Origin of the sequence: Kitasatospora arboriphila (assembly GCF_039528095.1) — a bacterium.
GTDB classification, from domain to species: Bacteria; Actinomycetota; Actinomycetes; order Streptomycetales; family Streptomycetaceae; genus Kitasatospora; species Kitasatospora arboriphila.
In genome coordinates, this window is record NZ_BAAALD010000147.1 from 1 (window position 1) to 12,662 (window position 12,662).

Annotated in this window: 8 protein-coding genes and 1 pseudogene; 3 read left to right on the forward strand and 6 right to left on the reverse strand. The window is 76.7% G+C overall.

Annotated features, from left to right (window positions below; all coding sequences use genetic code 11):
- Positions 1–152 precede the first annotated feature (152 nt).
- A pseudogene (locus ABD353_RS37435) lies at positions 153–1,442 on the reverse strand (PP2C family protein-serine/threonine phosphatase); the annotation flags it as partial.
- Between the two features lie 179 nt (positions 1,443–1,621).
- Positions 1,622–2,944, reverse strand: coding sequence for an NAD(P)/FAD-dependent oxidoreductase (locus tag ABD353_RS37440; protein ID WP_344628201.1), 1,323 nt, complete (start codon positions 2,942–2,944; stop codon positions 1,622–1,624).
- A gap of 426 nt (positions 2,945–3,370) precedes the next feature.
- Between ABD353_RS37440 and ABD353_RS37445 the strand changes: the two genes are divergently transcribed.
- Both ABD353_RS37445 and ABD353_RS37450 read left to right on the forward strand, forming a co-directional pair.
- Entirely contained in the window at positions 3,371–4,174 is an 804-nt protein-coding gene (locus ABD353_RS37445; protein ID WP_344628194.1) for a TetR/AcrR family transcriptional regulator, read from the forward strand.
- 222 nt (positions 4,175–4,396) lie between these two features.
- Positions 4,397–6,403 (forward strand): sigma-70 family RNA polymerase sigma factor, encoded by a 2,007-nt coding sequence (locus ABD353_RS37450; RefSeq protein ID WP_344628195.1) that lies wholly within the window; start codon positions 4,397–4,399, stop codon positions 6,401–6,403.
- Between the two features lie 100 nt (positions 6,404–6,503).
- Here the strand turns inward: ABD353_RS37450 and ABD353_RS37455 are convergent, their stop codons facing one another.
- Both ABD353_RS37455 and ABD353_RS37460 read right to left on the reverse strand, forming a co-directional pair.
- Positions 6,504–7,208: a DsbA family oxidoreductase gene (locus ABD353_RS37455; RefSeq protein WP_344628196.1), complete on the reverse strand. Its 705-nt coding sequence runs from the start codon at positions 7,206–7,208 to the stop codon at positions 6,504–6,506.
- A 175-nt stretch (positions 7,209–7,383) separates the two neighbouring features.
- The gene (locus ABD353_RS37460) at positions 7,384–8,820 is read right to left on the reverse strand and encodes an MFS transporter (RefSeq protein WP_344628197.1); all 1,437 of its coding nucleotides are present in this window, start codon (positions 8,818–8,820) and stop codon (positions 7,384–7,386) included.
- A 173-nt stretch (positions 8,821–8,993) separates the two neighbouring features.
- Between ABD353_RS37460 and ABD353_RS37465 the strand changes: the two genes are divergently transcribed.
- Positions 8,994–9,512: a MarR family winged helix-turn-helix transcriptional regulator gene (locus ABD353_RS37465; RefSeq protein WP_344628198.1), complete on the forward strand. Its 519-nt coding sequence runs from the start codon at positions 8,994–8,996 to the stop codon at positions 9,510–9,512.
- A 69-nt stretch (positions 9,513–9,581) separates the two neighbouring features.
- Here the strand turns inward: ABD353_RS37465 and ABD353_RS37470 are convergent, their stop codons facing one another.
- Together ABD353_RS37470 and ABD353_RS37475 are read right to left on the reverse strand one after the other, a co-directional pair.
- Complete coding sequence (locus ABD353_RS37470; RefSeq protein WP_344628199.1) at positions 9,582–10,085, reverse strand: universal stress protein; 504 nt, start codon at positions 10,083–10,085, stop codon at positions 9,582–9,584.
- A 176-nt stretch (positions 10,086–10,261) separates the two neighbouring features.
- A complete protein-coding gene (locus ABD353_RS37475) occupies positions 10,262–12,397 on the reverse strand; it encodes an asparagine synthase-related protein (RefSeq protein ID WP_344628200.1) in 2,136 nt (711 codons plus the stop codon).
- Positions 12,398–12,662 lie beyond the last annotated feature (265 nt).

Genomic DNA, 12,662 nt, shown 5'->3' on the forward strand with positions numbered 1-12,662 from the left:
CGCACGCCGAATTCGCACCGGGACGCGACAAGACGCGACCCAGCCCGAGCCGGGAGGTGGTGTTTCAAGGGATTGGCTGCCTCGGGACCGTCCGCGCGGATCGCTCGTCCGGTGCTCCCTGTCAGGCAACTCGGAGAACATTACACGTCGGATCCGTCGGGTTCAAGTGGCAGCTGGAAGGCCAGCACGGCCACGTCGTCGTCGTGCTCCGCGGTGACGCCCATCGCCCGCAGCAGGCGGGCACAGACGACCTCCGGGCCGCCCGCGGCGCCGGCGAGGGTGCGGGCGAGCAGGTCGAGCCCGTGGTCGATGTCCTCGTCGCGGCGTTCGACCAGGCCGTCGGTGTAAAGGACACCGGTGGTGCCGGGCAGCAGCTTGAGGGTGTGGGAGACGTGGCTGCCGCTGCCGGTGCCGAGCGGGGGGCCGTTCTGCTCCTCGCCCTGCAGGACGCTGCCGTCGGGGCAGCGCAGCAGCAGCGGCAGGTGGCCGGCGGAGGCGTACTCCAGGGTGCCGGGGGCCGGGTCCCAGACCGCGTAGGTGCAGGTGGCGATCTGGTTGGCGTCGATCTCCATGGCGAGGCCGTCGAGCAGGCCCATCACCTCGTGCGGAGGGAGGTCGAGCCGGGCGTAGGCGCGGACGGCGGTGCGGAGCTGGCCCATGACGGCGGCGGCCCGCAGGCCGCGGCCCATCACGTCGCCGATGACCAGGGCGGTGCGGCCGGCACCGAGGCGGATGACGTCGTACCAGTCGCCGCCGACCGCGGCGTCGGCGCCGCCGGGCTGGTAGGTGGCGGCGACCCGGAGGTCGGCGGGCTGTTCGAGCTTCTGCGGGAGGAGGCTGCGCTGCAGGGTGACGGCGGCCTCGCGCTGGCGCCGCTCGGCCTCGCGGACCCGGGTGGCGGCCTGGACCTGGTCGGTGACCTCGGCGGCGTAGATGAGGAGGCCGGCGGGCGGGCGCGGACCGGGCCGGGGGGCGAGCGTGTCGAGCGGCGGGTCGGCGGGGGCGAGCGGGACGCAGGAGACGTTGTAGTAGCGGCTGCCGGCCGGCCCGAGGATGCAGCGCGCCTTGACGCTGCGGGGTCGGCCGCCGCGCAGGGCCTGGTCCATGAGGGGGAGGACGCCGAGGGCGGCGAGCTCGGGGAGGCCGTCGGCGGCGGGCAGGCCGGCGGTCCGTTCGCCGAAGAGCTCGCGGTAGGCGTTGTTCGCGTACCCGAGCTGGTGGAGCGGGCCGTAGGTGACGGCGACGGGGGCGGGCAGCCGGTCGAGGACGCCGCGCAGCTCGTAGAGCTCGTGGATCTCGCGGTGGTCGAGGGCGGCGGCCGCGGTCTCCGGGTCGCGGGGGCCGGGCAGGGGCAGGGATTCGGTGGCCGTCGAGGACGGGGCGGACGGAGCGGTGCGCCTCGGGGCTCCGGTGAGCCGGGCGCTCCAGCGCATGAGGTTCAACGTCTGCCGCTTCCTCGGGTGTGGGGGTTGGGCGGTTTCTGAAGGGTCATCACATGATGTGCTCGGGGCAGCACGGGCCGTGATGATCGGCTGGGCAGATCCTGTCAGGCGGAGGTGTCGTTTCGGAAGTCGTATCGCCGGTCCGGCGCATTCGCTACAGACCGGCGTACGCGGGGGCGCTAGGGGCGCTCAAGGAAGCCCGACTCGAACTCCGCGCGCGGGTGCTCCACGGTGCCGAGCGAGACGACCTCGCGGCTGAAGAGCCCGCCGAGCAGCCAGTCGGTGAAGACCCGGACCCGGCGGTCGAGGCTGGGCAGTCGCCGCAGGTGGCGGGCCCGGTGCAGCCACCAGGCCCGGCGGCCGGTGAGGCGGCCCCGCCGGGTGTGGGCGACGGCGCGGCCCAGTCCGAGCGAGGTGGAGCAGTGGATGCGCTCGGGCCGGTAGGCGGCCAGGGCGCCGTGGTCGAGGTCGGCCAGCAGGTTCTCGGCGAGGAGCCGGGCCTGCGCCAGCGCGTGCTGGGCATTGGGGGCGCACAGCGCACCGTCGGCCGCCGGGTCGGGAACGGCCGCGCAGTCACCGGCGGCCCAGGCGCCGGCGAGCGGGGTGCCGCCGGGTCCGCGGACCTGGAGGGTGGGCAGGCAGCGGACCCGCCCGGTGGGGTCGAGCGGGAGGTCGGTGTCGCGGAGCAGCGGGGCGGGCCGGACGCCGGCCGTCCAGACGAGGGTGCGGGCGGCGAAGCGGCTGCCGTCGGAGAGGGCCATGACCCGGTCGGCGGCGGACTCCAGGGTGGTGCCGAGGTGCACGTCGATGCTGCGTTCGCGCAGTTCGGCGAGGGTGTGGGCGGCGAGGTCGGCGCTCTCCTGGGGGAGGATCCGGTCGGTGGCCTCGACGAGCACCCAGCGCAGGTCGTCGGCGGTGAGGTTGTGGTAGCCGCGGACGGCGTAGCGGGCCATGTCCTCCAGTTCGGCGAGGGCGCCGACGCCCGCGTAGCCGGCGCCGACGAAGAGGAAGGTCAGCGCGGCCTGGCGGAGTTCCGGGTCACGGGTGGAAGATGCGAGGTCGAGCTGTTCGAGGACGTGGTTGCGGAGGGCGACCGCCTCGCCGACGCTGCCGAAGCCGAGTCCGTGGTCGGCGAGGCCGGGGACGGGGTCGGTCCTGGAGACCGAGCCCGGGGTCAGGATCAGGTGGTCGTAGGCGAGTTCCGCGGGTTCGGCGGCGGCCCCGCGGGGGGCGGTGTCAACCTGGGCGGTCCGGCCTGCGTGGTCGATCCGGGTGATCCGGGCGGTGAGCACGCGGCAGTGCGGGAGGACCTTGCGCAGGGGCACGACGACGTGGCGGGGGTCGATGCTGCCGGCGGCGACCTCGGCGAGCAGCGGGTGGTAGGTGAGGTAGGGCTGGGGCTCGACCACGGTGATCTCTGCGTCCCCGGTGCGCAGTCGGGGGGCGAGCGCCTGTTGCAGTACGAGGGCCGCGGCCATGCCGGCGCATCCGCCGCCGACGATGAGAATCCTGATGGGGCACCCCCTGCCGTCCGTGGGCCGTGTGACCTGATTCACGTCCCGCCGGGACGCCCTCCAATGAGGCAATGCGCGGGGTGCGTTTGTCCACAGGGCGAACGTGATCGAGTGGGTCGGATGTGGCGGAGGTTGCCGCCCGGGGCGGGTGTCGGGACGGCCGGTGGCAGGACGGCGGTTACCGGTCCGGGGGCGACCGGTGGTGGGAGGTCCGCTTCTGCCACGAACTCGCCTGAACTATGGTCGGATTGTGTCCCGTCAAGGTCGGGGTCGATCGACCCGGCGGCCGACTGGTCGGCGGGGAACTGGGGAAGGGTTAGTCCGCACCTGTTGAGTGGCGGACGGCTTGGGGCCGCACCGGGGGGTGCGGAAGGTTCGGGCGGGCGCCGTCGGTGTCCGCGGGGGAGGGTTGAAGTGACGGATCAGGAGCGTCCGGCCGGCGGCGTGGTGTCGCCGGTGCACGGACGGATCGGGGCAGGCCACGGCTCGGTACCGGAGCAGCGCGGGCCGGTCGGCTCGGAGCTGGTGGTGGCCGGCCCGGGGACGGGTCGGCCGGGTCGGCTGCGGGTGGATGCGCGGCGCAATCTGGAGAGCGTGCTGCGTGCGGCCCGGCAGGTGTTCGGCGAGCTGGGCTACGACGCGCCGATGGAGGAGGTGGCCCGCCGGGCCGGCGTCGGCGTCGGCACGGTGTACCGGCGCTTCCCCAGCAAGGAGGTGCTGGTCCGCCGGATCGCCGCGGAGGAGGTCGCCTGGCTGACGGCGCAGGCCCGCGAGTCGCTGTACGGCGGCGGCGCGGCGTGGGAGTCGCTGGCGGGTTTCCTGGGCCGGGCGGTCGCGTCGGGTGCGGGTCGGCTGTTGCCGCCGGAGGCGTTCCGGTACGCGGCGGAGCTCGGCCGGGTGCCGGAGCCTCGCGGGTCGGAGCCTCGCGGGCCGGAAGCTGAGGCGGAGCCGTCGGGCGCTGCCGGGCCGGGTGCGGCGGACGCCGATCCGCGGCTGCTGCTGCAGTTGGTGGCGGCGCTGGTGGCGCGGGCGGCCGCGGCGGGCGAGCTGCGTCCCGGGGTGACGGTCTCGGACGTGGTGCTGGTGCTGACGGCGGCCGTCCCGGTGCACGCCCTCACGGCGCTCCCGGACGGAGTGGAACCGACGGAGGGTCAACCCGGTGACGCTCCGGCGCAGCGGCTGCTGCAGATCCTGTTGCAGGGTCTGCAGTCGCGCTGAGCAAGGGAGTTGGGGCGGCCGGGGTGTCGTCCGCGGTGCCCGTACGAGTGGGTCGCGGCAGGTCCGGCTTCCGGCCGGCGCTGTGCTATGCAATCCTTTGCCCGTGCTTGGAGCCATTGTCCCGTTGCGCGGTGTTCCTGCAGCTCGCTGCGGCCGCGCGGCCGCCGTGGCCGCGTGTCCGGCGGCCGGTGCGGCGGCGGATGCGGCTGCCGGGGTGCGGCGGTGAGCGCCGAGGAGCTCGGTGAGCCGGGGTCCGGTGCGGGCCCGTCCGGCCAGGTGCCGGACCAGGCGGGTGCGCCGCTGCGGGAGTCGCTGGCCGGCCGGGTGCCGGGCCAGGCCGCGGCCGGTCTGGGCGGTGTGACGCCGGAGGCCTTCATCGGCGAGGAGCCGCCGGCGCGGGCCGTGGTGCCGGCGCCGGCCGATCCGGTGGACGGTGAACGTCCGCCGTCGGACGCCGAGTTGACGGCACGGGTGCGGGCCGGGGACGACTCCGCGTACGAGGAGGTCTACCGGCGGCACGCGGAGGCGGTGCGCCGCTATGCGCGGACGTGCTGCCGGGACAGCTTCACCGCGGAGGACCTGGCGGGCGAGGTGTTCGCCCGTACGCTGCAGGCGCTGAAGGCGGGGCGCGGGCCGGAGTTCGCGGTGCGCGCCTACCTGCTGACGGCGGTGCGCAACGTGGCGGCGGCCTGGGCGCGGACCGAGCGGCGCGAGCAACTGGTCGACGACTTCGGGTCGTTCGCACAGGGTACGGCGGGCGCGGCGATCGAGTACGACCTGGCGGACCCGGGTGCGGACGCCTGGGCGATGGCGCTGGCCGACCAGCGGATGGTGATGCGGGCGTACGCCGGGCTGCCGGAGGACGACCGGGTGGTGCTGTGGCACACCGAGGTCGAGCGGGAGTCGCCGAAGGCGGTCGCGGTGATGCTCGGCAAGACGGCGAACGCGACCGCGGTGCAGGCGCACCGGGCGCGGGACCGGCTGGCCGCGGCCTTCCTGCAGGCGCACGTGTCGGGCAGCCAGGAGCAGGGCTGCGCGGCGTACGCCAACCGGCTCGGGGCGTACGCGCGCGGGTCGCTGCGCAAGCGGGCCTCGGCGGAGGTCGGCCGGCACGTGCAGGGGTGCGCCCGCTGCACGGCGGCCTGCGTGGAGCTCACGGACATCAACCACAGCCTGCGGGCGGTGCTGCCCGGGGGCGTGCTGCTGTGGGTCGGCACCGGGGCGTTCGCGAAGGCGGCCGCGGCCGGGGCGGTGCTCGGCGGTGCCGCGGTGGCCGGGGCGGTGGGTGCCGCCGGTGCGGCGACGTCCGGTGGGACGGCCGTGTCCGGGGCGGCCGCGGCGGGCGGTGCCTCGGCGGGTGGTTCGGGCGGTGCGATCGGGGCGGCCGCCGGTGAGGGGCTGGGGGTCGCGGCCAAGGCCGGGATCGCCGCGAGTGTGGCCCTGGCCGCGGCGGCGGTAGCGGCCTGGGCGTTGAGCGGTCCGGCGGACGTGCCGCCGGAGGCTGCGCCGCGGGCGGCCGTGGTGTCGTCGGCGCATCCCCCGGTGGTGGAGTCGCCGTTGCCGGTGCCGTCCGAAAGCCCGTCGCCGGTGGTGCCGCCGGCTCCGCCGCGGCGTTCGCCGCTCGCCGCGCCGGTCGTTCCGTCGCCAGCGGGTTCGGCGACGGAGGAGCCGCCGTCCCCGGTGCGGACCCAGGAGCCGTCGACCCCAGCTCCCGAGCCGCCGTCCCCGGATCCGACGCCCGTTCCGACGCCGACCCCGACCGCGACGCCCGCGCCGCCGCCCACCGCGTTCTGGCTGGACGACCTGCCGTTCGCCGGCTCCGGGCGCCGGGACGCGGAGGACGAGGGCCGGCCGGCGATCCGGCGCGGCGGCGGCTCGCTGGCGAGGCGGCCGGGGCTGTGGATGGCCGGGCAGTGGTACCGGCACGCGCTGAGCGTGCACGTGCCGTCCCGGGTGGTGGTGGACCTGAACCGCAGCTGCACCGCGTTCGACGCGGTGGTGGGGCCGGACGACCTGGCGGTCGGGCGCGGCAGCGTGGTGTTCGCCGTGCTGGGCGAGGACGGTTCGGTGCTGTGGCGCTCCGGCCCGGTGCGGGCGGGCGACCGCCCGGTGCGGGTGCACGCGCCGCTGGCGGGTCAGCGCTCGATCCGGCTGGTCGCGGAGCGGGCGGACGGCGGCTGGGCGCTGTTGGACGTCGCCGACTGGGCGGACGCCCGGCTCACCTGCTGACGGCCTGCCGGACGCGGGCGCCCGGCCGTCCGCCGAGGGAGGGCCGGGCGCTGCGGGTGGGTCGCGGAGGTGCCGTGGGGGTGCCGAGCCGGTGCCGTCGTCAGACGGCGCAGCTGCCGTCCGCGCAGGCGGCGGAGTCGTCGGGCCCGGTGCCGGGTGCGGGGACGAGCGCGCCGGTCTCCTCGGCGACCTGCTGCAGGACGCGCAGGAAGGTGTCCGCCTCCTGGCCGCCCTGCACGGCCCAGCGGCCCTCGAAGACGAAGGTCGGCACGGCGGTGATGCCGAGCGAGCGGGCCCGGTCGAGCTGGTCGCGGACCTCGTCGGCGCCCTCCTCGCCCGCGAGGTAGCCGGTGACCCGTTCGCCGTCCATGCCGGCGGCGACGGCGATCGCGGTGAGGGCCGTCCGGTCGCCGACGTCGACGCCGTCGCTGAAGTGCGCCTTGAGCAGCCGCTCCTTGACGTCGGCCTGGACGGCGGCGCCGTACTCGGTCTCGGCGAGGTGGAGCAGGCGGTGGCCGAGGAAGGTGTTGGCGTGCAGGGCGGCGTCGAAGTCGTAGGCGATGCCCTCGGCGGCGCCGAGCTCGGTGACCCGGGCGTCCATGGCGACGGACTGCGGGCCGTACCGCTCGGCGAGCCAGGCGCGGTGCGGGCTGGCCTGCTCGGGGGCGTCGGGCACCAGCTGGTAGGGCCGGTAGACCACCTCGACGCCGTCCTTGCCCGGGAAGCGGTCCAGCGCCTGCTCGAAGCGGCGCTTGCCGATGTAGCACCAGGGGCAGGCGATGTCGGAGTAGATCTCGACCTTCATGGGGGTACGGCTCCTGTTCGGGGGCGGGGTGGTGGGCGGGCGTGCGGGCCCACCCGCCAGGTTGAACGGTCAACCGTCCGTTCGGCATTCCCGTCCCGTGTTCCCGTCCGGCGTCCCACGGGTCGGCGGGCCGCTCCCGGGTCAGCCGTCGTGCGGGTCGTCGGGCCGCCCCGGGTCAGCCGTCGTGCGAGGCCAGGGCGGTGCGCGGCAGGGCGAGGCAGAGCAGGCCGGTGGCCGCGAACACCCCAACCACCCAGGGCAGCACCGTCGTCATCGCCGGGCCGGGGCCGTCGGCGGTGTGCTGGAAGAACAGCGTGGCGAGGGTGGCGACGCCGAGTGCCCCGCCGAACTGCTGGGCGGTGGAGAAGATGCCGGACGCGCCGCCGGCGGTGTCGGCGGGCACCGCCGACAGCACCACGTTGACCAGGGGCACCACCAGGAAGCCGAGGCCCGCGCCGGCCACCAGCAGGCCGGGGACGAGCGGCCAGGCGCCGGTGTGCGCGGCGGCCGCACCGGACACCGCGTGCCCGATCCAGGCGCAGCCGGCGGCCATCAGGACGGCTCCGGCCAGCAGCACCAGCCGCCCGTACCGGACGGCGAGGCCGTCGGCGACCGGCGCGGTGAGGAAGCCGCCGACCGAGAAGGCGGCGGTGACCAGGCCGGCCTGCAGCGGCGTGTAGCCCTGGCCGCCCTGCAGCCAGATCGCGAAGACCAGGAAGAAGCCCTGCATGGCGACCGAGAACAGCAGCTGCACCAGCAGGCCCACCGAGAACGCCTTCAGCCGGAACGCCCGTGCGGGCAGCAGCGGCACCGTGCCGCCGCCCCGACGGGACTGGGCCAGTGCCGGTCCCGCCACCGCGGCGACGCCGGCGGCCAGGCAGAACCAGCCCCAGAGCGGCCAGCCGTTGCTGCGGCCCTGGACGAGCGGCAGCACCACGGCGACCAGGCCGGCCGCCAGGACCAGGCTGCCCACCAGGTCGGGCCGGCCGGTCGAACGCTCCCGGTCGGCGGGGACCAGCATCGCCCCCGCCGCCAGGCAGACCGCGGCGATCGGCACGTTCACCAGGAAGACCGTCCGCCAGCCGAGGCCGAACAGGTCGGCGTCGGTCAGCACGCCGCCGAGCAGCAGGCCGATCCCGGAGGCGAAGCCGGCGACCGCGCCGTACATGCCGAAGGCGGCGCCGCGCTCCTTGCCGTGGAAGAGCGTCCGGAACGAGCCGATCACCTGCGGGGTCAGGACGGCGGCGGCCACGCCCTGCACGGCGCGGGCGGCGATCAGCTGGCCCGGGCCCTGGGCGAGGCCGCAGGCGAGGCTGGCCAGTCCGAACGCGGCGGTGCCGGCCAGGAAGAGCGCCTTCCGCCCGTACCGGTCGCCGAGGTGGCCGGCCACCACCAGGGTGGCGGCGAAGCCCAGCAGGTAAGCGGAGACCAGCCACTGCAGTTCGGCCTCGGAGGCGTGCAGGTCCCGGCCGACGGACGGGATCGCGACGTTCACGATGGTCACGTCCAGCAGGTCCATCAGGGCGGCGGTCATCATCACGGCCGCGGCGGCCCAGCGGCGGGGGTGCGGCACGGCCGGGGGACTGTCGGCCGTGGGTGCGAGTGCGGTCATCTCTCCTGCCCTCCAGGAGTTCGGGGGCGCAGGGCCGGGGCTCGGGTGGTCTGCGCGGGAGTTATTTCGTTCGTCCGAACGAAAGACTTGCATAGGCCACGGCCGCACCACAAGCCTTTCGTTCGGTCTAACTAAATATTCGCCCCGTCGAAGGACTCCGCTAGGCTGGTTCCATGCCCGAGCAGCAGCGCCCCGCCACCGCGGCACACCCCGCTCCCGGCGCCGACCACCACCGCGACGTGGTGCTGGCGCGGATCTACGAGGCCGGCCGCGAGTCGAGTGCGGTGACGGTGATGTTCCACTCCGCGATCGCCGAGAAGGCCGGTCTGGGCGCCACCGAGTCGAAGACCCTGGACCTGCTCCAGCGCAGCGGCCCGCTCACCGCGAAGGAGCTCGCCGAGCGGTCCGGGCTGGCGCCGGCCTCGGTGACCGGTCTGGTGGACCGGCTGGAGCGCAAGGGCTTCGTCCGCCGGGTGCAGCATCCGACCGACCGGCGCCGCGTCCTGGTGGAGCACCGCCCGGAGGCGATCGGGCGGCTGGCCGAGCTGTTCGAGGACTGGGGGCGCGAGGTCGGCGAGCTCTGCGACGAGTTCAGCACCGAGGAGCTGGAGGTCGTCTCGCGGTTCCTCACCGGCAGCACGGCCCGGCAGCGCGCCGCGGCCGCCCGGCTGACGGACCGGCCCGCCGACTGACGGCCCGACGACTGCCGGCCCGCCGACTGCCGGCCCCCGGCTGACGGACCGTCGGGGCGGTGCGCAGGCTCAGCCCGCCGGCGGGGCGGGCACCACCAGAACCGGGCAGTTCGCGTGGTGGACCGCGGCGGTGCTCACCGAGCCGAGCAGCAGCCGGCTGAAGCCCCCGTTGCCGCGGGTGCCGATGACCAGCGTGTGCTGGCCGGCGGTGGCGGCGAGCACCACCTCGATGACGCTGCCGAGCACCACGTGCAGCGAGAGTTCCCCGCCGTACGGCCGGGGCCGGGCCGCCTGGACGGTGTCCACCGCACGGCGCAGCCCGTCCGCCATGCTGCCGGCCAGCAGTTCGATGGACGGCTGGACGAGTTCCACCATGCCCGGCGGGTAACCGGCCGGTGAGGGGTTGACCACCGCCAGGACGTACAGCGGCAGGCCGAACAGCTCGGCCTCGGTCATCGCCCGGTCCAGCGCCCACAGCGAGCCGTCGGAGCCGTCACAGGCGGCGAGGATGCCGGGCCGGGCCGCCGGGGGCGGCTCGTCGAGCACGGGCAGGGGGACCATCGCGGCAGCCACCCGGTCATGATGCCGGGTCGGCCGCCCCGCGGACGGAACGGACGCGCCGGGGCGGCCCCGGCAGGCCGTACGAGCCCTGACCCGCGCCAGCGTGCCCGCATCCTCGGCCCGTACCCCCGGGCCGGACCGGCCGACCCCTCGGGTGGCCCCTCCGGCCGACCTCTCAGGCCGACCTCTCAGGCCGGCCGTCCGGCCAGGGCCTTCCGTTCGACCGGCGGCAGGCCCGTCCAGCAGGAGCCGTGCCGGCGGGCGGCGATCCGGCGCAGCCAGAGTTCGGTGGCGACCAGGTCGGCGAGGCCCGCCAGGGTGCCGGGCGGCAGGTCGCGGCCGGGTTCGGCGGCCGAGGCGAGGGTCTGCCGGACGGCGGACAGGTCGATCAGCCCGGCGTCGGCGAGCAGCGGGTGGTGGAAGAGTTCGGCGAGGCCGTCCGCGGCGAGGCGCAGTCCGGCCCTGGCCTCGTCGGCACGGTCGGGGCGCGGGGTGCGGCCCCAGTCGGCGGGGAGGTCGGTCCGTCCGGCGCCGGTGAGGATCGAGCGGAGCAGGGCGGGCCGGGCGCCGGGCTGCAGCCGGGTGTCGTCGGGCAGCAGGCGGGCGGCGCGGACGACCTGGTTGTCGAGGAACGGGGCGTGCAGGCGCTGGCCGCGCTGTTCGGCGGCCTGGACGAGGGTGCGGTAGGCGGTGGCGTGCCGGTGGAGGGCGAGCCGGGCCCGGCGGGCGCCGGGGTGTTCGACCGGGACGGGGCCTCGGGCGGCGATCCGCAGCCGCTGGGCGACGGTGGTGAGCGCCTCGTCGGAGAGCCAGCGGGCGGCGGGGCCGGGGACGTTCCAGGCGAGGTCGGCGGCGGAGCTGGCGCCGGCGGTGCCGGCCGGTTCGGCGAAGTGGCGGACGGTCAGGCGGACGGCGAGGTCGTCGAGCGCGTCGGCGTAGTCGGCGCGGGCGAGCCGGTGGGCGGCGCGCAGCACGGTGACCGGGGTGCGGACGGTGCCGGTGAGGGCGCCTGCGGTCGCCCGGTCCGCGCCGGCCAACGCGGCGACGGGGGCGAGGAGTTCGCGGGCGCGGCCGGTGCGGACGAGGTCGGCGAGCCGGGCGGGGTGGCCGTCCAGGACCTGGCGGGCGCCGTAGCCGGTGAGGTGGTCGGTGCCGCCGGCCCGGAAGCGGGCGGCGAGCCGGGCGGCGGCGGTGAGGGCGGGGCCGGGTTCGTCGGTGAGCGGGCCGGCGAGCGGGTCGTCGCCGAGGCCGGTGTAGGGCAGGCCGGGCGGGACGACGACGTGGCGCAGCCGGGGGGCGTCGACGGCGAGGGCGAGCCGGTCCTCGTCGCCGTGGGTGACGGCGGTGAGGGCCTCGCCGTTCTCCTCGGCGGGTTCGGTGCTGGTCCGGCGGGCCCAGGAACCCTTGACGGCGCCGGTGCGCGCGGGGGCGGCGGGGGTGCGGGCGGGCGCGCGGCCGGGGCCCGGGGCGAGCGGGACGGCGGCGGCGAGCAGGGCGACGGTCGCGGAGGCGGTGCCGTACGAGAGGTCGACGCCGAGCCGGGGCCGCTCCGGGTCGCTCTGCGGGTCGGGGGTGCCGGCGGCGGTGGTGCGGACCCGGCAGCGGACGGCCTCCAGCAGGGCGCGGGTGAGTTCGCGGACGGCGGGGGCGTCCTCGCGGCGGTCGGGTCCGGGCTCCGGCTCGTACCCGGCGAGGTAGGGACGTCCGCCGCGGATGCCGAGGGAGTGGCCGGGCGGCACCCGCAGCACTCCGGCGTACGGGGTGCCGTTGCCGAGCGCCTCGGGGGACTCGGGGCAGGCGAGCAGGGCGGCGAGGTGGCCGGTGTCGACCGGGGCGCCGATCAGGTCGGCGAGCGGGAGGGCGGCGGTGGCGTAGGCGGTGCCGCCGCGCCAGGGGGTGTGGAAGACGGGCTGGGCACCGGCGAGGTCGGTGAGCAGCACGGTGGAGCGGGTGCCGCTGCGCAGGACGGCGGTGTAGCTGCCGGGCCAGCGGGTGAGGTGGCGGACGGCGCCGCCGCGGGCGGCGGCGAGGCCGGCGGCGAGTTCGGCGTCGGTGGCGCCGCACCGCCCGAGGACGGCGAGCCGGGTGGTCGCGGGGGTGTCCTCGGGTTCGGGGTGGCCGGGGCGGGGCGGGCCGGAGGTGACGACGGGGTCGGCGCCGGGGCGCAGGCTGACGAGCCGGATCTCGTCGGGCCGCCAGTCGCCGACCGCCCAGAGCGGGTTGGGGCCGGTCCACAGCACGGCGCCGGCCAGCGGGCGGACGCCGTTCGGGGAGGGGCCGCCCGCGCCGTGGGGCTCTCCGCTCCAGCCGGTGAGCCACCGCATCGCGCCTCCGCCTGACGAGGGGTCGGGCGCACGGGGTGTCCGGAAGGGCGGTGCGCCGCAGGAGACATCGTGCCACCGGTTGTGCGGCGTGTGACCCGAGTTGCAGCAGTGGATCACGCCGGGCGCACGGCGGAGCGGCACGCGGGGCGGGGTGCGTCACCGGCACGGCGGGGAGGGTCCGCGGGGCGCGGCAAGGCGGCGCGGGAGGCCGGCGCGGCAGGGCAGCGGACGGCGGCGACGAAGCGGCGGCGCCCGGGCGGCGGCG

What these genes read in the sequence shown, in the direction of transcription:
- ABD353_RS37455 (WP_344628196.1), bottom strand. Translation starts at nt 7,208, where the DNA reads ATGAAGGTCGAGATCTACTCCGACATCGCCTGCCCCTGGTGCTACATC.
- ABD353_RS37460 (WP_344628197.1), bottom strand. Translation starts at nt 8,820, where the DNA reads ATGACCGCACTCGCACCCACGGCCGACAGTCCCCCGGCCGTGCCGCAC.
- ABD353_RS37465 (WP_344628198.1), top strand. Translation starts at nt 8,994, where the DNA reads ATGCCCGAGCAGCAGCGCCCCGCCACCGCGGCACACCCCGCTCCCGGC.
- ABD353_RS37475 (WP_344628200.1), bottom strand. Translation starts at nt 12,397, where the DNA reads ATGCGGTGGCTCACCGGCTGGAGCGGAGAGCCCCACGGCGCGGGCGGC.